Genomic DNA, 21,334 nt, shown 5'->3' on the forward strand with positions numbered 1-21,334 from the left:
GTCAGATCAACCGCAGCTCGCGCGCCCGCCGGACGGCGTCCCGCCGGCGGGTCGCGTCGAGCTTGCGGTAGATGTTGCGCACGTGCGTCTTGACGGTGTTCACCGACAGCGACAGCTCGGCGGCGATCTCCACGTTGGACAGGATGCTCTGCAGGTACCGCAGGATGGTCAGCTCCCGCTCGGTGAGCGGCTCGTCCAGCCCGCGCGCCGCGCCGTCCGCCGGCCCGGTGACCGGCTGCGCGTCCGCGCCCCGGACCAGTTCGCTCACCGTGGCCCAGTACGCGGTCCCGGAGTCCAGGTGCGCGGCCAGCAGGTCCCGTACCCCCGGGTCGGTCCGGGTGAAGACGCGCCGGTAGCCGTCCGGCTCGGCGAGCGCCAGCACCTCCTCCAGCGCCCGCCCGGCCCGCCGGGCGTCACCGGACCCCCCGGCCAGCACCGCGTCGAGCAGCCCGGCGCCCAGCCGCACCGGCAGCGGCCAGTCCGCCGCGCCGGGCCCGGCCCAGTCGGGCAGCGTCCGCTCGGCCGCGCGGGCGTCACCGGCGCGCAGCAGCAACCGGGCGGACGCCAGCGCCGGCGCCGGCCCGTCACCAGCGGCGTCGAGCAGCGCCCGGGCGCCGTCGGCGTCACCGGCCGCCGCGCGTACCTGCGCCTCCTCGGCGGCCAGCCACCCGCCCAGCTCCGCGCCGGGCGCGACCGCCCGCGCGCCGGCGAGTGTGCGCAGCGCGCCCGCCGGGTCGTCGCCGTCGGCCAGCAGCCCGGCCCGGCAGAGCGCGGCCAGCGCCGCTCCCCCCGGCTCCGCGGTGGCCGGACCGGCCAGCGCCAGGTGGGCCACGGCCTCCGCGGGCCGGTCCCGGTGCCAGGCCACGAGCGCCAGCGCCAGGTACGCGTAGCCGCAGTCCGCCCGCGCCGACCAGCCCTGGCAGGCCGGCATCGCCAGCGCCTCCCCGGCGAGTTCCTCGGCCGCCCGCAACGCGCCCCGGGCCGCCTCCAGCGCCGCCGACCGGCTGACGCAGAGCAGCTCGGTCCGCGGCCGCCCGGCCCGGCGCGCCGCCTCCCGCGCCTCGGCGAACCGGGTACGGGCTGCCGGCAGTTCCCCCTCGGCCAGCGCGACCAGCCCGTGCGCGGCGCCCGCCACCGCGCGTACGTCGTCGCGCTCGGCCGACCCGGCACGCGGATCGGCCCCGGCGTCGGCAGCCGGGCCGGAAGCGGTGGCGAGCAGGCGGTCGGCGGCCTCGCGTACCCCCTGGTGGTTCCCGCCGAGCCGGGCCAGGCTCAGCTCCACGGCGGCGGCCAGCCGGCGGAACCGGTCGCGGCGCGGCGCGGGCAGGTCGTCGGCGTGGGCCAGCGCCCGCCGCAGCTGCCCGTCGGCGGCGGCCGGATCACCGGCGTACGCCCGCTCGGCGGCGGCGGCCAGCGCCAGCTCGGGATCCCGGCGGACCTGGTGCGCGGGCGGCTCCGGCGGGGCCGGCGCGGCGGCCGGCTCATCCGGGGTCAGCTCGGGCCAGCGGCTGACCAGCAGCTCGGCGGCGGCGGTCCACTCACCGGCGGTCAGCGCGTGCCGTACCGCCTCGGCCGGCCGGTCATGGGCGGCGTACCAGTCCGCCGCCCGCCGGTGCAGCTCGCGCACCTCGTCGGCGGGCAGCCGGCCCAGTTCGTCCCGCAGCACGTCGGCCAGGAGCGGATGCGGCCGGTACCACTGCGGGTTGCCGCCGTCCTGGAGGAGGAAGCCGCCGTCCCGGGCCGCCTCGGCGAGCACCTGCCCGGCGTCGGCCCGCCCGGTCAGCGCGGCGGCGAGGTCGGCGCGGACCGCGACGGCCACCGCCACGCGGCGCAGGACGTCGCGGGTCGCCGGGCCCAGCGGGGCGAGCACCTCGTCCCGCAGGTACGCGGCGACGTCCGGCTGGTCACCGGCGAACCGGTCCACCGCGCGGGCCGGGTCGGTCCCGTCGGCCAGCGCGAGCGCGGCGAAGCGCAGCCCGGCCGGCCAGCCGGCGGTGCGCTCGGCCAGCCGGGGCACCGCCGGGGCGGGCACCGGCACGCCGTGCGCGACCAGCAGGTCGGCGACCTCGTCGGTGGTGAACGCCAGCTCGTCCGGGCCGATCAGCGTCAGTTCGCCGGCCAGCCGCCAGCGGTGCAGCGCCAGCGGCGGCTCGCGCCGCGCGCCGGCCACCAGCCGCAACCGCCCGTCGGTGTGCTGGAGCAGGAACTCCAGCCCGGACAGCGCCGCCGGGTCGGTGACCCGGTGCAGGTCGTCGAGGACCAGCAGCACCGGCCGTTCCCGTCCGGCCAGCGCGGCGGCCAACGACTCCAGCTGCTCCGGCCGGGGCGGGCCGTCCGGCACCGGTGGCGGTGGTCCCTCGTCCGGGTCGTCGACGGCGGCCGTCCGCAGGGCCGCCGCCAGGTAGCCCCAGAGCCGCCGTGCCGTGTCGCCCTCACCCACCGTCACCCAGGCCGGCGCCGGGCCGTCCCGCTCCGCCCGCGCCCAGGTGGACAACACGGCCGTCTTGCCCCAGCCGGCCGGCGCGAGCAGGAGCGTCACCGGACCGCTCGCGCCCCGCTCCACCCGCTCCACCAGCCGGGGCCGCAGCAGGCCCGGCTCGGGTGGCGCCGGCGGCGTCAACCGGGACGCCAGCAGCGGCGGGCCGCCCGGCAGCGGACCACCGGCCAGGTCGGGCGAATCGATGCCGGCGGTACGCAGATCGGACGTACCGGTGATCTCGCTGGTGTCGTGCGGCGCGGCCACGAACCGGACCTGGTCGGCCTCCTCCGGCATGCATCCCTCCCCCTGTCGACGCGGGCAGCGGTTACCCGAACCGGGCCGGTTCACCCCTTCGGGGCGACCCCGGCTCACCCGCCCCTCGCCCACCCTGGAGGCACGCGGGCGGCCGGCCGGGCAGCGCCGGCCGCCCGAGGCCGGGACCTCGGGAGGTCAGGTGGCGCGGATCAGACGGCTGGCGGCCGGCGCGCTGGCGCTGGCGGCCGGCGGGGCGCGGAGGCTGGCCGATCGCCTGCCGCAGCGGGCCGCAACGGATCCACGGCCGGGGCGCTGGCAGAAGGTGACGGTGGCCGCCGAGCCCGAGCGGGTGCTCCCGGCCGGACGGTGGCCCGAGCCGCTGCGTCGTCTCGACGGGGCGGTCGAGGTGTGGGCCCGCCCCGCGCCGGGCGGTCGCGGCACGGAGCTGGCGATCCGTCCGCTGGGCGGGGAGTGCACGTTGCCGGGGTTCGCCGCGCACCTGGTCGGTGACGACCCGGGCCGGTACCTGCGCCACGTGCTGCGGCAGACCAAGCAGCTCCTGGAGACCGGCGAGGTGCTTCGGGCGGACCGTTCGCCGCTGGAGCGGCCGGGGCCGGTGCGATGAGGGCGCTGTGCTGGGCCGGGGCCGACGCGGTGGAGGTACGTCGCGTCCCGGACCCGGAGCTGCGCAACGCCCAGGACATGATCGTGCGGGTGCGGCGCAGCATCACCTGCGGCGCGGACCTGCCGCTCCTGGACGGGCGGGTGCCCGAGGCGTCCGCCGGGGAGGTGCTCGGACGGGAGTTCCTCGGCGAGGTGGTCGAGGTCGGTACGGAGGTACGCCGGCACCGGGTCGCCGACCGGGTGGTGGTGGGCGCCGCGGTGGCCTGCGGGGCGTGCTGGTTCTGCCGGCAGGGGCTGCTCGCCTGCTGCGACAACGGCACGAGCGGCGTGACGGCCGAGCCGGAGTGGGGCCAGCCGTCAGCGGGCGGTTTCGGCCGGCCGGCCCGGCTGGGCGGGTTCGCCGGTGGCCACGCCGAGTTCGTCCGGGTGCCGTACGCGGACGTGGGCGCGTTCGCCGTACCGGAGTCGGTGAGCGACGACCGCGCGGTGTTCGCCGCCGACGCCGCGCCGGCCGGCTGGTACGGCGCGGAGCTGGGCGAGGTCGCCCCGGGCGACGTGGTGGCGGTGTGGGGCGCGGGCGCGGTCGGCCAGCTCACCGCCGGGGCGGCGGTGGCCCGGGGCGCGGACCGAGTGATCGTGGTCGACGACCGGGACGACCGGCTGAGCATGGTCGCCCGGCACGCCGGGGTGGAGGCGCTCAACCACAGGTACGTGGACGTGCTCGCCGAGCTGCGGGAGCGCAGCGGCGGCCGGGGCCCGGACGTCTGCGTCGACGCCTCCGGGGTGCCGGCCGAGCCGAACCGGTGGCCGCTGACCGAGGCGGACGGCGGGGCGGCGCTGCGCGAGGCGGTGCACGCGTGCCGCAAGGGCGGCGTCGTGGTGGTGCTCGACGCCCGGCCCGGTGTGGTGGACCGGTTCCCGCTCGGCGCGCTCGCGGACAAGGGCCTAGCCGTCCGCGCGGCCCGGCGGCGGGGCGCGACGGCGATCCCGGAGCTGCTGGCCCGGATGGCCCGCGACGAGCTGGTCACCGAGCATCTGGCCACGCACCGGATGCCGCTGGAGCGCGGCGCCGACGGGTACGCGTTGTTCCGCGACCGGGCCGACGGCTGCGTCCGGGTGGTCTTCACGCCGTGAAGGTGAGCGCCGTGGATGGCACACTCGGCGGATGCGCGCAGACCGTCCGTACGACCTCGTCCTGTTCGGCGCCACCGGCTTCACCGGCGGGCTGACCGCCGAGTACCTGGCCCGGCAAGCGCCGGAGCGGCTGCGCTGGGCGCTGGCCGGGCGTAACCCGGACAAGCTGGCCGCGGTGCGGGAGCGGCTCGCCGCGATCGACCCGGCCCTGGCCGAGCTGCCGCTGCTCACCGCCGACGTGACCGACCCGGCGTCGCTGCGCGCGGTGGCGGAGTGCGCCCGGGTGGTGGCCAGCACCGTCGGGCCGTACGTGCACCACGGCGAGCCGCTTGTGGCCGCGTGCGCCGCAGCCGGCACCGACTACCTCGACATCACCGGTGAGCCGGAGTTCGTGGACCGGATGTACGTGCGGCACCACGCCGAGGCGGTACGCACCGGGGCCCGCCTGGTGCACGCCTGCGGCTTCGACTCGATCCCGCACGACCTGGGCGTCTGGTACACGGTCAAGCAACTGCCCGCAGACGGGCCGATCGCCGTGGACGGGTACGTGCGGGCCGGCGGCCGGTTCTCCGCCGGCACGTACCACTCGGCGCTCACCGCGTTCTCCCGTACCGGTGAGACGAGCCGCGCGGCGCGGGCGCGGCGGGCGATGGAGCCGAAGCCCGACGGGCGCCGGGTCCGCGCGGTGCCGGGCAAGGTCGGCCGGGTACGCGAGTTCGGCCAGTGGGCGGTGCCCCTGCCCACCATCGACCCGCAGGTGGTCCGCCGGTCCGCGGCGGCCCGCCCGGAGTACGGCCCGGACTTCCGCTACCGGCACTTCGCCGCGCTGAAGCGGCTGCCCACGGTGCTCGTCGCAGGTGTCGGGCTGGCCGGTGTGATGGGGCTGGTGAAGGTGGCGCCGACGCGGCGCTGGCTACTCGGGCGGCTCGCCTCCGGGCAGGGCCCGACCGCTGAGCAGCGGGCCAAGTCGTGGTTCCGGGTGCGGTTCGTGGGCACCGGTGGCGACCGCCGGGTGGTGACCGAGGTGGCCGGCGGCGACCCGGGCTACGACGAGACGGCCAAGATGCTCGCCGAGTCGGCGCTCTGCCTGGCCTTCGACGACCTGCCGGAGACCGCCGGGCAGGTCACGCCGGTCGCGGCGATGGGCGACGCGCTGCTGGACCGGCTGGTACGCGCGGGCATCACGTTCCGCACGCTGCCGGCGTGAGGTTGACCCTCGACCCGCTTGAGGTCACAGGATGACGGCCGTGGAGAGCGAGCTTCGCAGCATCGGCGAGCTGGCCCGGGCCAGTGGCCTGACGGTCAGCGCGCTGCGGTTCTACGACCGTTCCGGGGTGCTGGCCCCGGCCCGGGTGGACCCGGTGACCGGCTACCGCTGGTACACCGAGGAGCAGGTGGACCCGGCCCGGCTGGTGGCCGGGCTGCGGCGGGTCGGGATGCCGCTGGCCGGCATCGCCGAGGCGCTGCGGAACCGGCACCGGCCGGCCGAGGTGCACCGGCTGCTGGACGCGCACCTGCGCCGCCTGGAGGACGGCCTGGCCGACGCGCGTCGCGAGCTCTCCCGGATCCGTTGCCTGATCGACCCGGAGGAGCCCACAGTGACCACCCGCCTCGCGCTGGCCCGCACCGACCTGGCCGCCGCCGTGGACGCCGTACGCTTCGCCGTCGGCGCCGACCCCGAGCTGCCGGTCCTGTCCGGCGTGCTGCTGGAGGTCGCCCTCGACGGGGTGCACCTGTTCGCCACCGACCGGTTCCGGCTCGCCGTGGCCCGGGTCGCCGGCACCGTCGACGGCCCGCCGGTGAGCGTGCTGCTGCCGGTGGCCGCCGTCGACGAGCTGCGGGCGCTGCTGGACGCTGCCGGCTCGGTGTCGGGCCCCGACGGCGCGGACGTCGCCGAGGTCGTCGTCGCTCCCGGCCGGGTGACCGTCACGGTGGCGGGCCGGCCGCTGACCGCCGTACCGCTGCCGTACGACTTCCCGGACTACCGCCGGCTGCTGCGCGCGCAGCTCGGTGACGTACCCGCGTACCGGATCCCGGTCGACGGCGCGGCGCTGCGCGCGGCGCTCACCGCCGACGGCGTCCCGGTCTGCCACCGCGCGCACGAGGGCGTCGAGCACGAGGTCGTGGCGCTCGGCCTGGACGGCCGCGGCGAGTTGCGCCTTGTCGACCCGGCCGGCGCGGCCGGCGCTGACGCGCTTCGGGTTGGGCTCAACCGGGAGTACCTGCTGGACGCGCTGGGGTCCGGCGACGGCCAGCTCGTGCTGGAGCTGGACGGCCCGATCGCCCCGCTCGCCGTGCGACGGACCGACGACGCGGACGCCTTCTCGGTCCTGATGCCGGTACGCCTCTGACGCTCAGCGCACTCCGGCCTCCGCCACCCGGGCTCCGCCAGGCCCCGGCGGAAGACGTCAGTGACTGTGCGTGATGCGAACGCTCCCCCGGGTTGTTGCCCTTCGCGGACTTTGCTCTGCAACCATCCGCGCGACGCTGACGCTGCGTCGAACGCCGCGTCGGTGGCTGCAGAGCAAAGTCGCCGAAGGGGCACACCCGCCCGAAGGCGAATCCGTCAGATTGACCAGGTCAGCACGCCCACCAGCGGACGCGGGTCGGAGCGGGCACCAGCACACCGTCACGGACTGTGAGTACACCCCTCCGACAGCACCACCGTCACGCGCCGTCACCGAAACGGGCCCCGTGGCGGCGGGCTGTGCGGGCCGGGCCGGGGCGACGGGGGCGCGACGGTAGCATCTGGAGGTCCCACCTGACTGCCTGGACGGAGGCGTACGAGCAGCATGCTCGACATGGAGTTGATCCGGAAGGATCGCGAGGCGGTGGCGACCGCGCTGGCGAAGCGTCTGGATCCTGCCGAGGTCACCCGGACGCTGGACGACATCCAGCGGCTCGACCAGGAACGACGCGCCCTGATCACGGAGATCGACGCCGAGCGGCAGCGCCGCAAGGCCGAGGCGCGGGCGTACGCGGAGGCGAAACGGTCCGGCGGCACGCCGCAGCCGGTCGCCCCGGAGGCCGAGCGCAAGCAGCTCGCGGAGCTGGAGTCCCAGCTCGACGAGGTGCAGTCCCGGCTCCGCGCGGTGATGAGCGAGCTGCCGAACCTGCCCGCCGACGACGTGGTCGCCGGGGGCAAGGAGGCCAACCGGGTGGTGCGGACGTTCGGCGAGGCGCCGGCCATCGAGAAGGTACGCGACCACGTGGAGCTGAGCCGCGCGCTCGGCCTGGTCGACCACGAGCGGGGCGTGAAGCTCGGCGGCTCGGGCTTCTGGATGTACACCGGTCTGGGCGCCCGGCTGGAGTGGGCGCTGGTGAATTGGCTGATCGAGCAGAACATCCAGGCCGGCTACGAGTTCCTGCTCCCGCCGCACCTGCTGCTGGACAGCGCCGGCTACGCGGCCGGGCAGTTCCCGAAGTTCCACGACGACGTCTACCACATCGACAAGCAGTCGTCCTCGCGCGGCCAGTTCCTGCTGCCCACGGCGGAGACGGCGATCCTCGGCGCGTACCAGGACGAGATCCTGGAGACGCCGAAGCTGCCGCTGAAGGCGTTCGCGTACACGCCCTGCTACCGGCGCGAGGCGGCCGGTTCGCACTCCGACGAGCGCGGCACGGTGCGCGGCCACCAGTTCAACAAGGTGGAGATCTTCCAGTTCACGCTGCCGGAGCAGGCGGGCGCGGCGCTGGAGGCGATGGTCGGGCACGTCGAGGGCCTGGTCGGCAAGCTGGGTCTGCACTTCCAGACCAGCCTGCTGGCCGCCGGTGACGCCAGCGCCTCGATGAAGAAGACGCTCGACGTCGAGGTGTGGATGCCGAGCACCGGCAAGTACAAGGAGGTGTCGTCGGTCTCCTGGGCCGGTGACTACCAGGCGCGCCGGGCGGCGATCCGCTACCGCGAGCCGGGCGCGAAGCAGACCCGTTTCGTGCACACGCTCAACGGCTCGGCGCTGGCCACCAGCCGCCTGTTCCCGGCCATCCTGGAGCAGCACCAGCAGCCCGACGGCTCGGTGGTGGTCCCGGAGGTCCTGCGCGACAAGCTCGGCACCGACCGCCTCACCCCGCGCTGACCCGCTCCCCCGCCGCCGCCGTCCCCGTCCCTTCCCCGCGATCTTGCACTTCCGGCCCGCGAGAAGTCCGCTTCACCCCTTCCGCCCGGGCCCCAACCGCAAGATCGCGGGAAAGGGGGCGGCGGCGGGTGAGGAGCACGGCGGCCAGGAGCAGGGCCGCGAGGACCGCGGGGCCCAGAGTGTCGACGGCGCGCACCAGGGTCTGCTGGAGCTGGGCGGCGGCGCGGATCACCGGGTCGGTGAAGGCGTCGTACCGGCCCTGGGCGAGGCGCACCTCGTACCAGCCGTACCAGGCGACGTAGCCGCCCGCGACCATGAGCACCAGGCCGCTCAGACGCGGCGCCCAAGCGCCCGCGCCGCGTAGTCGCGCCACGACGCGGCCGCGCAGCAGCGCCACGGCGAGCGCGGCCACCCCGACCACGAGCGCCATGCCCACCGCGTACGCGCCGAACAGCGCCAGCCCGCGCAGCGGCGACCCGGCCCGCATGCTGGTCACCACGATCGCCAGGAACGGCGCGATCGCGCAGCTCAGCGACGTGAGCGCGTACGCCGCGCCGAACAGCACCATGGACGGCCAGGTGCGGGTGAGCCGGGGCGCGACGCGCAGCGGGCGCGGGGCGGGCAGCCGCTTGCCGGCGAGCAGCCAGCACCCGGCCAGCGCCAGCAGCACGCCGAGCGTCACCGTCAGCCACGGCAGCCGAGGGCGCAACCAGTCGGCGGCCGGTGCCACGGCCAGCCCGAACGCGCCGAACACCAGCACGTACCCGAGGGTGAGCGCGGCCGTCGCGGTGAGCGCGCGGCCGACCGCGCCGCGCCCGCCGTCGGGCCCGGCGACGAGCAGTGACAGGTACGCGGGCAGCATCGCGAAGCCGCACGGGTTGACCGCGCCGAGCATGCCCGCGGTCAGGGCGAGCAGCAGCGCGCCGGTCATCCCCGGGCCAGCGTCTCGACCTGCCGGGTGAGCGCCTCACCGTCCAGGAATCCCTGGTGGACGACCCGGCCGGTCCGGTCCAGGACGACGAACGTGCTCTGCTCGGTCACCTTGAAACGGCGCCACAGCGCGCCTTTGCGGTCGTCGATCTGGGTCGTGCCGCCCAGGTCGAACTCGGTGACGAAGTCCTTCATCGCCTTCTGCTCGCCGAGCCCGGCGACGCCGACGATCGGGACCGTGTCCCGGTAGGCGGGGGCGATCTCGGCGACCGTCCACGCCTGGCTGGCGCAGGTGGCGCACCAGGGCGCCCAGAACCAGAGCAGCACCGGCCGCCCGGCCAGGTCGGCGGCGGAGAACGCCGTACCGTCGAGGGTCTTGCCGGTGAACGCCAGCGTGGCCGGCACCGCGGCCGGTGGCGCGGACGTCGGCCCGCCCGGCGTCGCGGCGGGGGACGCGACGTCCGGGGGCGCGGCGGCGGGGGCCGCGGGTGCCACCGCCCCGGCCTCGGGCCCGGCCGCGCAGCCGGTGGCGAGCGTGGCTGCGAGTACGACGGCGGCGGTCACACGAACGGCGGTACGCATCGGCGGCTCCTGGGTTCTACTCGGCCCGGACCAGGCGAAGCGCGAGTTCGGGACAGACCTTTACCGCCTTGAGCGCGCCTTCGCGCAGCCACGTCGGCACCGGGGTGGGCGGGAACGCCGGGTAGCCGTTGCCGTCGAGCCGGATGAAGTCCGGCACCACGTGCGCGCAGAGCCCGTGGCCGTCGCAGCGGGACCAGTCGAGCGTGAGTTTCTGCGGGTTGGCGTCGGGCGCGCCGGGCAGGCCCATCGTGCCCTTGACCCGCTTGCCGCAGCCCTCGCCGGTGGCGTGCAGCCGCAGGTCGTCGGCGAACACCTCCATGGCGGACAGCGCGAACCGGGCGGTGCCGTCCGGGTGGCTGCACGCGCCGCGTCCCTTGACGTCCCCGGCCGCGGCGCGGACCAGCTCGACCGGGGCGCTGCCGGAGACGGCGAGGTCGACCGAGCGGGCCAGGTCGGGCAGGCCCATCTTGCACGGGCCGCACTGCCCGGCGGACTCACCGGCCAGGTACCGCACGACCTGGGCGGCCTCGCCGAGCGGGCAGGTGTCGGCGCCGAGCGGCACGATGATGCCGGCGCCGAGCGTGCCGCCGACGGCGGTGAGCCCCTTGCGGGACACCTCGGCCCGGTCCGCCGCCGCCGCGGTGATCCACTTGCCGTGGTAGCCGCCCATCAGGATGCCGGGGCCGGGCGGCACCTCGCACAGGTCGAGGATCTCGCGCAGCGGGGTGCCCGCGGCGCACTCCACCACGGCGGGGCGCTTCGCCGAACCGGTGACGGTGAGCAGCACGGTGCCGGGCTCGTCGTCGGTGCCGAGCGCGGCGTACTCGTACGGGCCGATCCGGGCGGCGACGGCGAGCTGGGAGTACGTCTCGGCGTTCGACAGCAGGGTGGGCAGCCCGCCGACGCCGGAGTCGCTGGAGCGCTTCTTGGTGCCGGGCGGGATGTGCGGCAGGCCGTTGATGCCGTTGACGAGCGCGCCGCCCTCGCCGGAGATGAACCGGTGCGGCACCGTGACGATCGTGGTGGGCACCGGCATCCGGCGTTCCTTCAGCGCCTCGGCCAGCGAGGGCCGGCCCACGTCGTCGTCGGCGACGCCGATGACGATCTCCTCCGCGTCCAGCGCGAACGCGGCCAGCGCGGCGCCGTCCAGGATCAGGTGCGGGGCGCGGGTGAGCAGCACCTTGTCCTTCCAGCTCGCCGGTTCCCCCTCGGTGGCGTTGACGACGACCACGGCGGAGAGGTCCTGCCGCTCGCAGGACTCCAGCACCGCGCGCAGCTTGCGGGCGAACGGGAAGCCCGCGCCGCCCTTGCCCTTGAGGTCGATGGCTTCGGCGAGCCGCAGCAGCGCCGCCGGTTCCATCGGGCCGATCGGGCCGTGCACCTCCTCGTGGGCGAGCAGGTCGAGCCGGCCGAACTCGGCGAACCCGGCGGTCAGGCGGGGCTCGCCGACGCAGGCGACCGGTGGGACCGTGGTCTGCCGCGTCACCGGGCCTCACCCCGCAGCCCGGCCCAGTACGCCCCGTCGACCGCGTCCGCGTCGGCCCGCTTGCGACGGCCGGACCGGCTGTCCTTGCCGGCCCGCATGGCGCGACGGGAGGCGAGGTCGACGAGCGTCGGGGTGTCGTCCACGAACGCCTCGTCGGCGTCGTAGCGGGCCGGCGGGCGCCAGTAGTCCGGCTCCTCCGGCACGTCCTCCTCGTCCCGGTAGCGCCGGCCGGATCCGCTGAGCGGCTGCGCCGACATCGGGCTGCCGGAGATCGGCCCGGCCGAGATCGGCTCACCGGAGACCGGGCGGGTCTCCCAGCGGCGCGGGCTGTCCCACGGCTCCTCCGGCTCGCTGCCGGCACGCGGCGGCGCGGAGTAGCGGGCCACCTCGGCCGGGGTGGCGTACCGGCTGCTGTCCGGCGGGGCGGAGTGGCGGCCACCGGTGTCCGGGGGCGCGGAGTGGCGGCCACCGCTCTCCGGCGGGGCCGAGTACCGGGCGGCGACGTCCTCGTCGGCCCGGGAGCGGCGACCGACCCGTTCCTCGTCGGCCCGGGACCGGCGGCTCACCCGCTCCTCGTCGGTGCGGGACCGGCGGCCCGCCGGCTCCTCCTCGGACCGGCGACGACGGCGGGAGCGTTCACTGTCGGACCGGCGTGCCGGCACCAGTTCCTCGTCCCGGTCGAAGAGGACCGGCTCGCGCTCCTCCTCGCGTACCCGGGTGGCGACCCGCTCCTCGCCGCGGCGGCGGGCGGCCGCGCGGACCGGTTCGCGCAGCGACCCGGGTTCCGGCACCACGGGTACGGCGAACCGCTCGGGGTCGCGCCGCCGGGCGGTGCCGGCCGGCGCGGTCCAGGTGGCGGTGGCCTCGGCCCAGCGGCCCCGGCCGGCGCCGCTGTCCTCCTTCGCGGTGTCCTTCTTGCGGGTGAGCACGGCGAACACGCCGGTCCGCTCCTCGGCCTTGCCGGCCATGGCCTTGTTGAGCGCGGCGGCCTGGTGCTGTTCCCGGCTGCGCTTACCCAGGTGGACGGAGAGCCGCACCATCAGCGCCAGCACCACGGCCAGCACGCAGGCGAGGTAGCTGAGCAGCACCCAGGTCGCCGCGGGACGGCCGGCGTTGAGGCCGTGCACCAGCGCGAACGGCCAGGACACGTAGGCCATCGAGTGCAGCGCCCGCCAGAACCACTTGGGGCCGACGCCGGCGAACCGGACCCGGACGATTCCGGTCCAGAGCACGCCCACCATCAGCAGCGCGGCGACGGTGCCGAGTCCGACGTAGAGGCCGGCGCCGCCGATGAACGGCACCACCGCGTCGGTGGGACCGGCCCGGCCGATGGCCACCTTGGTGATGACGTGGAAGACCAGTCCGGCCACGCCGAGCACGCCGGTGGCGCGGTGCGCGGACTGGAGCAGCACGCGGTGCCGGATGAGCAGCACCAGGCGGTCGGTGGCGAGCAGGCCCAGCATGACGGTGATGCTGAGCGCGACCAGGGCGACCACCCCGGCGAAGAACTCGGTGAAGAAGAATCCGTACGAGTACATGAGCCCGCCGGCGCCGGCCAGCTCCACTCCGGCCCACGCGAGGCCGAGTGCGGAAGCGGTCAGCGCCGCGATCGCGGACTTCGACATGGTCCGGGCACCACGGCTGCTGGTGGTGGTCCGGACGGTCGTCGTCTTCTCGTTCTGCTGTGCCCGGGCCATCTGCTCCTCGATCGTCTCGCGGCGGCGCCCCCACCGGCCGACCCTGCTCCCCACTCAGGTACGGAGCGACGGCGCGGACGGATCACCTCCGGTGGCGAATTTCTCGGCCGGTTTTTCGAACCGTCCGGTCCGGACGCGCGTGTAGCGCCTGATGCAACGACGAATGCCCATGCGTTGACAGTCCTTGCAACATTCTCGTAACCTTGCCGCAAAATTTCAGCGCGGGCTGCAAGAAGCCAGCACTGAGACAGGCTCCACTCCCCCGCATCCCCCGCACCCCCGCAGGAGTCCTGATGCATCGACGCCGATTCCGCGCCGCGGCGCTCGCCCTGGGCCTGGCCGCCAGCCTGCTCGTCCCGATCACGGCGGCGGCTCCCCCGGCCACCGCCGCCACCCCGGGCGCCAAGAAGGTCATCGTCCAGCTCTTCGAGTGGAACTGGACGTCGGTGGCCGCCGAGTGCACCAGCACGCTGGGCCCGAAGGGCTACGGCTACGTGCAGGTGTCCCCGCCCCAGGAGCACGTCAACAGCAGCCCGTGGTGGGTGTCGTACCAGCCGGTCAGCTACCGGATCGAGTCCCGCAAGGGCACCCGCGCGCAGTTCCAGTCCATGGTGAACACGTGCCACGCGGCGGGCGTGAAGGTGATCGTCGACGCCGTGGTCAACCACATGTCCGGGCAGGAGAACGGCGGCACCGGCTGGGCCGGCTCGTCGTACGGCCACTACAACTATCCCGGCATCTACTCGGCGCAGGACTTCCACTACTGCGGGCGCAACGGCAACAACGACATCGCCAACTACAACGACCGGTACGAGGTGCAGAACTGCGAGCTGGTCAACCTCGCCGACCTCAAGACCGAGTCGGAGTACGTGCGCGGCCGGCTCGCCGCGTACCTCAACGACCTGCTCTCCCTCGGCGTCGACGGGTTCCGCCTGGACGGCAGCAAGCACATGCCGGCCGCCGACATCGCCGCGATCAAGGCCAAGCTGAACCGCAGCGCGTACCTGGTGCAGGAGGTCATCTACGGCGCGGGCGAGCCGATCCAGCCGACCGAGTACACCGGCAACGGTGACGTGCACGAGTTCCGGTACGGCAAGGACCTGGCCCGGATGTTCAACAACGAGCGGCTGGCGTACCTGAAGAACTTCGGTGAGTCCTGGGGCTACCTGTCGAGCGCGAAGGCGGTGGTCTTCACCGACAACCACGACACCCAGCGCGAGGGCGGCGTGCTCACCTACCGCGACCGCGGCACGTACGCGCTGGCCAACGCGTTCATGCTGGCCTGGCCGTACGGCACCCCGGCGGTGATGTCGAGCTTCACCTACAGCGGCCGGGACCAGGGCCCGCCCGCCGACGGCAGCAACCGGATCACCAACGTCACCTGCTACTCGGGCTGGGAGTGCGAGCACCGCTGGCCGGTCATCGCCAACATGGTCGGCTTCCGCAACGCCACCGAGGGCGCCGGGGTCTCCAACTGGTACGACAACGGCTACCAGCACATCGCGTTCAGCCGTACCGGCAAGGGCTACCTGACGATCAACGACGAGGGCAGCGCGGTGAACGGCCGCTCGTACTACACCGGGCTGCCGGCCGGCCGCTACTGCGACGTCGTCCACGGCACGTTCAGCAACGGCTCGTGCAGCGGTCCGGTGATCACGGTGGACTCGTCCGGCTGGTTCGCCGCGAACGTCCCCGCGCACGACGCGATCGCCATCCACATCGGCGCGAAGCTCAGCTGAGCCACCCGGGCCGCGAAGCCCCCGTACCCGTAGTACCGGGTACGGGGGCTTCCGGTCGGTTACAGTCAGTTTCGTGCTGTTCGACCGGTTTGCCGCGCGCCGACCTCCCGGTTGGCTGATCGCCGCGCTCGCCGTACCGCTGCTGCTCGTCACCGCGCTGCTGGTCGGCCGCGCGCTCACCGTCACGCCCGCGCGCCCGTCAACGCCGGTCGTCGCCGCGCCCACGAGCACGACCGCCGCGCCGAGCCCGTCGCCGTACGAGTCGGTGCCGCCCGCCGCGCGCCCGCCGGACGACCTGCCGGTGATCACCTACGACCCGGCGCCGCGCGGCTTCCCGCCCGACCCGGACCCGGCCGACACCCGCCAGCTCGGCGAAGGGCTGCGCCCGAACCGCAACGTGGCCGCGTACGACGCGCCGGGCGGCCGTCCGCTGGCCTTCCTCGCGCCGACCATCAACGGCGTACGGCTCACCGTGCCGATCGTCGAACGCCGCTCCGGCTGGACCGCCGTGCTGCTCCCGTCGGCCAACCGCACCATCGCCTGGCTGCCCTCGGGCGGCTGGACCACGGTGGCGCTGCGCGACCAGATCGTGGTGGAACGGCGCACCCACCGCCTCACCTGGAGCCGGGACGGGCGCGCGATGCGCACCTGGCCGGTCAGCCTCGGCATGTCCGGGCAGCTCACGCCACTGGGCCGCACGTTCGTGCTGGGCCGCACCCCGCCCCCGGAGGCCGTCTACGGCGGCGTCGACATATTCGCCCTCGGCGCGATCCCGGACGACCCGGGTGCGGTGCCGACCGGGCTGCGCGGCGCCCACATCGGACTGCACAGCTGGTACAACGACGACACGCTCGGCAAGAACGTCACCAACGGCTGCATCCGGCTGACCCGCAGCGCCCAGCGCCTGCTGCTGACCGAGGTCGAGCCGGGCACCGCCTTCGTCGTGGTGGACCGCCTGCCCTGACCGGGCTCAGCCCAGCAGCCAGCCGTTGGCCTCGGCCACCCGCACCGCGTCGGCCCGGTTGCGGGCGCCGGTCTTGCCGATGGCTGCGGAAAGATGATTGCGTACGGTCCCCTCGGACAGGTGCAACGTCGCCGCCAGCTCCGCCACCGTGCCGCCGCCGCGCGCCGTACGCAGCACCTCGGTCTCCCGCTCGGTGAGCGGGCTCGGCCCGGTGGCGAGCGTCTCGGCGGCGAGCGCCGGGTCGACCACCCGCAGCCCGGCGTGCACCCGGCGGACCGCGTCGGCGAGCTGCCGGGCCGGGGTGTCCTTGACCACGAAGCCGTTCGCGCCCGCCTCCATCGCCCGGCGCAGGTAGCCGGGCCGCCCGAACGTGGTCACCACGAGCACCCGGCAGGACGGCAGCGCGGCCCGCAGCGCGGCGGTCGCGGCCACCCCGTCCAGGCCCGGCATCTCCACGTCGAGCAGCGCCACGTCCGGGCCGGCGCGCAGCGCCTCCGGCACCACCTCGTCGCCGCGGCTCACCTCGGCCACCACAGTCAGGTCCGGCTCCAGCGACAGCAGCGCTGCGAGCGCGCCCCGGACCAGCGCCTGGTCGTCGGCGAGCAGCAGCCTGATCGGCTCGGTCACGGGCGCGTCCCTCCGTCCGGATCCGCTGCGGGCACCGTCACCCGGAGCAGGAAGCCACGCCCGTCGTCCGGCCGCGCCACCGTCACCGTCACCGTCGCGTCCAGCCGCCGGGCCCGCTCCCGCAGCCCGGCCAGCCCGTGCCCGGCCGTGCCCCGCTGGTCCGCCGGGCCCCGGCCGTCGTCGCGTACCTCCACCGCCGACGGTTCCACCCGGATGACGCAGTGGCGGGCGCCGCTGTGCCGCACCACGTTCGTCACCCCCTCGCGGATCGCCCAGCCGAACAGCTCGTCGCGGTCCGCCGGCAGCGGCGGCACCGACTCCGGCAGCTCCGCGACGACGCCCGCGGCGGTCAGCGCCGACCGCGCGCCGGCCAGTTCGGAGGCCAGATCCACCCCGCGGTACGCCCCGACGGTGCTCCGCACGTCCGCCAGCGCCTCCCGGGCCAGCCGCTCGATGTCGGCGACCTCGGTGGCGGCGCGGGCCGGGTCCAGCTCCAGCAGCCGGCCGGCCAGTTCGGCCTTGACCGCCACCACGGTGAGCGAGTGCCCGAGGATGTCGTGCAGGTCTCGGGCGGCGCGGGCGCGTTCCTCCGCCACCGCCAGCCGGCGGATCTCCTGCTGCGCGGCCTGGAGTTCGCCGTTGCGCTGGGCCAGCCGGCTCACCCCGAACATCGCGAACGAGGCGAGCAGCACCGCGAAGACGAGCGTGCTCTCGTGCTCCCAGCCGGGCACCAGACGCGCGGTCACCGGCGGCGCCGCCGCGGCCAGCACCACCACGACCAGCGCCTCTGCCGACGGCAGCAGGAACACCGCGGCTGCCCCGACGAAGACCAGTGTGGTCAGCCAGTCGCCGCCGGTGCCGGGGATCCCGGCCAGCCCGAGCGCGAGCAGCACGGCGATCAGCAGCCGGGCCCGGCCGGGCGGCACCGGTCGATGGCGCTGCCGTCGGCCCCGGGCCCATTCGAAGATCAGCACGTACGCCACGGCGAACGCGACGAGCGCGCCGATCCCGACCAGCCGCCGCCACAGTTGCGGCTGGTGCAGTGCGGTGCCGAGCGGGATGTTGAGGAAGAACAGCCAGACCGCCGCCAGCAGCCAGCCGGTGAACCGCCAGTGGCGGTTCACCGGCCGGGCCGGACCGGGCGGCGACGTCACGCCGACCACGCTAGACCCCGCTCAGACACGGGTGGTGTCCCGGCGGAACAGCCGGGCCGCGCCGAGACCGAAGAACACGGTCCAGGCGGTCACGTTCGCCACCGCCGCCCAGTCCACCCCGGTGCCGGTCAGCGGCGCGCGGGCGAGCTGACCGACCCCGTACACCGGGGTGAACTTGGCGATCTGCCGCATCACGTCGGGCAGCAGCTCCAGCGGGACGAACAGGCCGCCCAGCATGGCCAGGATGGCTAGCGCCGGACCCATGAACTGCATGACGTTCTCGGCCGGGGCGAGGTAGCCGACGAACAGCCCGAGCGCGGCGAACACGAGCGCGCCGACCCAGGCGGTCAGGCCGGACTCGACCCACACGTGGGCCGGCAGCCGCACTCCGGAGGCCGCGCCGACGGCGAACTCCACGAGTACGCCGAGCAGGCCGAGCACCATCGCGGTGGCCACCTTCGTCGCCACGTACGCGGCGGGGCGCAGCGGAGTGAGCCGCAGTTGCCGGCTCCAGCCCAGCGCGCGTTCGGTGGCGACGGCCGCACCGGCGCTGGTGGTGGCGACCATGGCCGCGTACACGGCCAGGCTGATCATGATCCAGCCGGTGACCGGCAGCCCGTTGTCCAGCTTCTCCCCGCGCGTGGGCAGCCCGAACAGCAGGAAGAACACCGCCGGCATGACCAGGATGAACAGCAGCGTACGGCGGTTGCGCAGCACCCGGCGTATCTCGATGGCGAGCACCGGCGCGCAGAACCCGCCGAGCATGGGCGGCCGGCGGTCGACGGCGCGGGCGGTGGTGGACGAGGTCGTGGCGGTCATGGCGAGGCTCCCCGGTTCAGGCGGTCAGGGTGAGGAAGGCGTCCTCGAGGTTGCGTGAGGTGATCTCCAGGTCCCGGGCGTCCGTACGGGTCAGCAGGTGCCGGGCGACCACATCGGAGTCCTCGGTGTGCACGAGGACCGCGTCGCCGCGTACCTCGACCGAGCGGACGCCCGGCAGCGCGGCGAGCGCGGCCTGGTCGGCGCCGGGCAGCGTCGCCCGCACCACCCGCCCGGCGGCCAGGTTCTTGATCTCGGCGGTGGTGCCGTCGGCGACCACGCGGCCCTGGCGGATCAGCACGATCCGGTCCGCGTACGCGTCGGCTTCGTCCAGGTAGTGGGTGGCGAACAGGACGGTCCGGCCGGAGCGGGCGTCGGCCCGGATCGCCTGCCAGAAGTCGCGCCGGCCCTCGACGTCCATGCCGGTGGTCGGCTCGTCCAGCACCATCAGGTCCGGGTCGGGCAGCAGCGCGAGCGCGAACCGCAGGCGCTGCTGCTGCCCGCCCGAGCACTTGCCGACCGCCCGGTCGGCGATCCCGGCGATGCCGGCGCGCTCCAGCACCTCCGCCACCGGCCGGGTGTGGCCGTAGAAGTGCGCGGTCATCCGTACCGTCTCGGCGACGGTGAGGTCCTTGAGCAGGCCGCCGGTCTGCATCACGGCGGCGACCCGGCCGTGCCGGACGGCGTCGGCCGGCTCGCCGCCGAAGAGGCGGACCGTGCCGGCGTCCGGGCGGGCCAGCCCGAGCAGCATGTCGACGGTGGTGGTCTTGCCGGCGCCGTTGGGGCCGAGGAACGCCACCACCTCACCGGGGGCGATCCGCAGGTCGAGCCCGTCGACGGCGGTCACCGGGCCGAAGGTCTTGGTGAGTCCGGCCAGGTCCACGGCCGGTGCGGAATCGGTCATGTCCCGATGCTCCGGCGTGCGGTGTCCGGTTCCCCGGAGCGGCAGTCACCTTCCGGCCGTGACATTTGTCAGGCGGTCACGCCGCCGACGCCGGACGCTCTGGGGCCGATCAGGCCGTCGCGCCGCCGTCGATCGCGATCGACGCGCCGGTGATGTGCCGTCCGCCGGGGCCCACCAGGTGACTGACAGTCGCCGCAACGTCGTCCGGGGTCGCGTACCGGCCGAGGGCGATGTGCGACCGCTGCCCGTCCGCGCCCGCGCTGTCCGCCGGGTTCATGTCGGTGTCGGTCGAGCCGGGCAGGATCAGGTTGACGGTGATCCCACGCGGACCGAGTTCGCGGGCGAGCGCCCGGGTCAGCCCGTTCACGGCGCTCTTGGTCATCGCGTACGCGCTCACCCCCGGTGCCGGGACGCGGCTGGCGAAGCTGCTGCCGATGTTGACGATCCGCCCACCCGCGCCCATGTGGCGTACCGCCGCCTGGGTGGCGAGGTAGACCCCGCGCACGTTCACCGCGATCGCCCGGTCCAGGGCGTCGAGGCTGACCGACTCGATCGGCCCACCCGCGAACACGCCGGCGTTGTTGACCAGGATGTCCAGCCGCCCCAACTCGGCGACGGTCCGGTCCACTGCGCCGATCACGGCCGTCGCGTCGGCGCTGTCCGCGTTGATCGCCAGGCCGGTCCGCCCGTACGCCTCGATCTCGGCCACCACGGACTTCGCGCTGTCCTGCGCGGTGCGGTAGGTGAACGCGACGTGGATGCCGTCCTCGGCCAGCCGGCGCACGACGGCGGCGCCGATACCCCGGCTCCCGCCCGTCACCAGGGCAACCCTGTCGGCAAGTCTGACCGTCATGTCGTCATCCTGACAGTCGACTCAGGACGCTGATCATCCGGGTCAGCCGTCAATTCCTGTCCGGCCGGTCAGGCAGGATTGCCGGCGCCCAGTCCGGGTACGCGCGGGCCGTCCAGCGGCGAAACGGGGAGGCGGACATGAGCGCACCGACGGGACGGGTCGACACGATCGTGCTCATCCACGGGCTCTGGATGACCTCGCGGAGCTGGGAGCACTGGGCGCAGCGGTACGCCGCGCGCGGCTTCCAGGTGCTCACGCCCGCCTGGCCCGGGATGGACCGCGAGGTGGAGGAGCTGCGGGCCGACCCGGCCCCGATCGCCGCGCAGCGCATCGCCGACATCACCGACCACTACGCGGCGATCGTCAAGGGCCTGCCGCGCCCGCCGATCATCATGGGCCACTCGTTCGGCGGCCTGATCGCCCAGTTGCTGGCGGACCGCCGCCTCGGCGCCGCGGTGGTCGCCGTGCACCCCGCGCCGGTACGGGGTGTGCTCAAGCTGCCGCCCAGCACGCTTCGCTCCGGGTATTCGATCCTGCACAACCCGGCCAACCGGCACCGCGCCGTGCCTTTCACGCCGGAGGACTTCCGGTACGCCTTCGGCAACACCATCAGCCAGCAGGAGTCCGACGCCGCCTGGGAGCGGTACGCCGTACCGGGCGCCGGGCACGTGCTGTTCGAGGCCGCGTTCGCCAACCTGGACCCGAACTCCGCCACCGAGATCGACAAGAAGCGCAGCGACCGCGCCCCGCTGCTGATCACCGCGGGCGGCGAGGACCACGTGGTGCCCGCGACCTTGGCCAGCTCGATCGCCAACCTCTACCGGAGTTCGACGGCGCTCACCGGCTACCGGGAGTTCCCCGGCCGGTCGCACTTCGTCGGCGGCGAACCGGGCTGGGAGGAGGAGGCGGACTACGCGCTGGAGTGGGCGGTCGAGGCGGCGAACGAGTATTCCCCGACAGTGGTCGCCGAGGCCCCGCGACGGCGTTGACCGACGGAGATATCAAGATCAGCAA

The 21,334-nt window shown here is 75.0% G+C and carries 18 protein-coding genes; 8 read left to right on the forward strand and 10 right to left on the reverse strand.

The annotated features are described in order from the left end of the window. Position 1 precedes the first annotated feature (1 nt). Positions 2–2,773: a LuxR C-terminal-related transcriptional regulator gene (locus DQE82_RS11360; RefSeq protein WP_113972620.1), complete on the reverse strand. Its 2,772-nt coding sequence runs from the start codon at positions 2,771–2,773 to the stop codon at positions 2–4. Between the two features lie 160 nt (positions 2,774–2,933). Here DQE82_RS11360 and DQE82_RS11365 point away from each other — a divergent pair, with 160 nt between their 5' ends. From DQE82_RS11365 to serS, 5 genes are all read left to right on the forward strand, one after another. Next, positions 2,934–3,359, forward strand: coding sequence for a hypothetical protein (locus DQE82_RS11365; protein WP_064448221.1), 426 nt, complete (start codon positions 2,934–2,936; stop codon positions 3,357–3,359). Next, positions 3,356–4,492 carry an alcohol dehydrogenase catalytic domain-containing protein gene (locus DQE82_RS11370; protein WP_069088910.1) on the forward strand — a complete coding sequence of 379 codons (1,137 nt, stop codon included), beginning with the start codon at positions 3,356–3,358 and terminating at the stop codon, positions 4,490–4,492. The genes DQE82_RS11365 and DQE82_RS11370 overlap by 4 nt, the downstream gene beginning before the upstream one ends. Positions 4,493–4,523: 31 nt before the next feature. Then, the gene (locus DQE82_RS11375) at positions 4,524–5,699 is read left to right on the forward strand and encodes a trans-acting enoyl reductase family protein (RefSeq protein ID WP_113972621.1); all 1,176 of its coding nucleotides are present in this window, start codon (positions 4,524–4,526) and stop codon (positions 5,697–5,699) included. Positions 5,700–5,730: 31 nt separating this feature from the next. Continuing rightward, positions 5,731–6,843: a MerR family transcriptional regulator gene (locus DQE82_RS11380; protein WP_113972622.1), complete on the forward strand. Its 1,113-nt coding sequence runs from the start codon at positions 5,731–5,733 to the stop codon at positions 6,841–6,843. A gap of 441 nt (positions 6,844–7,284) precedes the next feature. After that, positions 7,285–8,568 (forward strand): serine--tRNA ligase, encoded by a 1,284-nt coding sequence (gene serS / locus DQE82_RS11385; protein WP_043329159.1) that lies wholly within the window; start codon positions 7,285–7,287, stop codon positions 8,566–8,568. On the opposite strand, the gene DQE82_RS11390 is transcribed toward serS, so the two are convergent. Genes DQE82_RS11390 through DQE82_RS11405 form a run of 4 tightly spaced genes read right to left on the reverse strand, consistent with a single transcriptional unit; the run spans position 8,555 to position 13,317 of the window. After that, the gene (locus tag DQE82_RS11390) at positions 8,555–9,499 is read right to left on the reverse strand and encodes a cytochrome c biogenesis CcdA family protein (protein ID WP_113972623.1); all 945 of its coding nucleotides are present in this window, start codon (positions 9,497–9,499) and stop codon (positions 8,555–8,557) included. The two genes, serS and DQE82_RS11390, sit on opposite strands and share 14 nt — an antisense overlap. Further along, positions 9,496–10,080, reverse strand: coding sequence for a redoxin family protein (locus tag DQE82_RS11395; protein WP_113972624.1), 585 nt, complete (start codon positions 10,078–10,080; stop codon positions 9,496–9,498). The genes DQE82_RS11390 and DQE82_RS11395 overlap by 4 nt, the downstream gene beginning before the upstream one ends. 16 nt (positions 10,081–10,096) lie before the next feature. Beyond that, complete coding sequence (locus tag DQE82_RS11400; protein WP_113972625.1) at positions 10,097–11,566, reverse strand: NADH-quinone oxidoreductase subunit NuoF family protein; 1,470 nt, start codon at positions 11,564–11,566, stop codon at positions 10,097–10,099. Then, positions 11,563–13,317, reverse strand: coding sequence for a hypothetical protein (locus tag DQE82_RS11405; protein ID WP_233514645.1), 1,755 nt, complete (start codon positions 13,315–13,317; stop codon positions 11,563–11,565). The genes DQE82_RS11400 and DQE82_RS11405 overlap by 4 nt, the downstream gene beginning before the upstream one ends. A 239-nt stretch (positions 13,318–13,556) precedes the next feature. Between DQE82_RS11405 and DQE82_RS11410 the strand changes: the two genes are divergently transcribed. Both DQE82_RS11410 and DQE82_RS11415 read left to right on the forward strand, forming a co-directional pair. Then, the gene (locus DQE82_RS11410) at positions 13,557–15,002 is read left to right on the forward strand and encodes an alpha-amylase family protein (protein WP_113972627.1); all 1,446 of its coding nucleotides are present in this window, start codon (positions 13,557–13,559) and stop codon (positions 15,000–15,002) included. Between the two features lie 73 nt (positions 15,003–15,075). Beyond that, positions 15,076–15,966, forward strand: a complete 891-nt coding sequence (locus DQE82_RS11415) for a L,D-transpeptidase family protein (RefSeq protein WP_043329151.1) — start codon at positions 15,076–15,078, stop codon at positions 15,964–15,966. Between the two features lie 6 nt (positions 15,967–15,972). Here DQE82_RS11415 and DQE82_RS11420 read toward each other — a convergent pair whose 3' ends face one another. The 5 genes from DQE82_RS11420 to DQE82_RS11440 all read right to left on the reverse strand — a co-directional run bounded on the left by DQE82_RS11420 (position 15,973) and on the right by DQE82_RS11440 (position 20,320). Then, positions 15,973–16,593 carry a response regulator gene (locus DQE82_RS11420; protein ID WP_064448212.1) on the reverse strand — a complete coding sequence of 207 codons (621 nt, stop codon included), beginning with the start codon at positions 16,591–16,593 and terminating at the stop codon, positions 15,973–15,975. After that, positions 16,590–17,747 (reverse strand): sensor histidine kinase, encoded by a 1,158-nt coding sequence (locus tag DQE82_RS11425; RefSeq protein WP_147265136.1) that lies wholly within the window; start codon positions 17,745–17,747, stop codon positions 16,590–16,592. Before DQE82_RS11425 ends, DQE82_RS11420 begins: the two co-directional genes overlap by 4 nt. Before the next feature lie 21 nt (positions 17,748–17,768). After that, positions 17,769–18,566 carry an ABC transporter permease gene (locus tag DQE82_RS11430; RefSeq protein WP_069088902.1) on the reverse strand — a complete coding sequence of 266 codons (798 nt, stop codon included), beginning with the start codon at positions 18,564–18,566 and terminating at the stop codon, positions 17,769–17,771. A 16-nt stretch (positions 18,567–18,582) separates the two neighbouring features. After that, on the reverse strand, positions 18,583–19,467 hold the full coding sequence (locus DQE82_RS11435; RefSeq protein ID WP_113972629.1) for an ABC transporter ATP-binding protein: 885 nt from the start codon (positions 19,465–19,467) through the stop codon (positions 18,583–18,585). Positions 19,468–19,576: 109 nt separating this feature from the next. Then, entirely contained in the window at positions 19,577–20,320 is a 744-nt protein-coding gene (locus DQE82_RS11440; RefSeq protein ID WP_113972630.1) for an SDR family NAD(P)-dependent oxidoreductase, read from the reverse strand. A 137-nt stretch (positions 20,321–20,457) separates the two neighbouring features. Between DQE82_RS11440 and DQE82_RS11445 the strand changes: the two genes are divergently transcribed. Continuing rightward, positions 20,458–21,309 (forward strand): alpha/beta hydrolase, encoded by an 852-nt coding sequence (locus DQE82_RS11445; RefSeq protein ID WP_113972631.1) that lies wholly within the window; start codon positions 20,458–20,460, stop codon positions 21,307–21,309. The last annotated feature ends 25 nt before the right edge of the window (positions 21,310–21,334 follow it).

The organism is Micromonospora sp. LHW51205 (assembly GCF_003315815.1).
Taxonomy (GTDB): Bacteria; Actinomycetota; Actinomycetes; order Mycobacteriales; family Micromonosporaceae; genus Micromonospora; species Micromonospora chalcea.

What these genes read in the sequence shown, in the direction of transcription:
- DQE82_RS11360 (WP_113972620.1), bottom strand. Translation starts at nt 2,773, where the DNA reads ATGCCGGAGGAGGCCGACCAGGTCCGGTTCGTGGCCGCGCCGCACGAC.
- DQE82_RS11370 (WP_069088910.1), top strand. Translation starts at nt 3,356, where the DNA reads ATGAGGGCGCTGTGCTGGGCCGGGGCCGACGCGGTGGAGGTACGTCGC.
- DQE82_RS11375 (WP_113972621.1), top strand. Translation starts at nt 4,524, where the DNA reads ATGCGCGCAGACCGTCCGTACGACCTCGTCCTGTTCGGCGCCACCGGC.
- DQE82_RS11380 (WP_113972622.1), top strand. Translation starts at nt 5,731, where the DNA reads ATGACGGCCGTGGAGAGCGAGCTTCGCAGCATCGGCGAGCTGGCCCGG.
- serS (WP_043329159.1), top strand. Translation starts at nt 7,285, where the DNA reads ATGCTCGACATGGAGTTGATCCGGAAGGATCGCGAGGCGGTGGCGACC.
- DQE82_RS11390 (WP_113972623.1), bottom strand. Translation starts at nt 9,499, where the DNA reads ATGACCGGCGCGCTGCTGCTCGCCCTGACCGCGGGCATGCTCGGCGCG.
- DQE82_RS11395 (WP_113972624.1), bottom strand. Translation starts at nt 10,080, where the DNA reads ATGCGTACCGCCGTTCGTGTGACCGCCGCCGTCGTACTCGCAGCCACG.
- DQE82_RS11410 (WP_113972627.1), top strand. Translation starts at nt 13,557, where the DNA reads ATGCATCGACGCCGATTCCGCGCCGCGGCGCTCGCCCTGGGCCTGGCC.
- DQE82_RS11430 (WP_069088902.1), bottom strand. Translation starts at nt 18,566, where the DNA reads ATGACCGCCACGACCTCGTCCACCACCGCCCGCGCCGTCGACCGCCGG.
- DQE82_RS11435 (WP_113972629.1), bottom strand. Translation starts at nt 19,467, where the DNA reads ATGACCGATTCCGCACCGGCCGTGGACCTGGCCGGACTCACCAAGACC.
- DQE82_RS11440 (WP_113972630.1), bottom strand. Translation starts at nt 20,320, where the DNA reads ATGACGGTCAGACTTGCCGACAGGGTTGCCCTGGTGACGGGCGGGAGC.
- DQE82_RS11445 (WP_113972631.1), top strand. Translation starts at nt 20,458, where the DNA reads ATGAGCGCACCGACGGGACGGGTCGACACGATCGTGCTCATCCACGGG.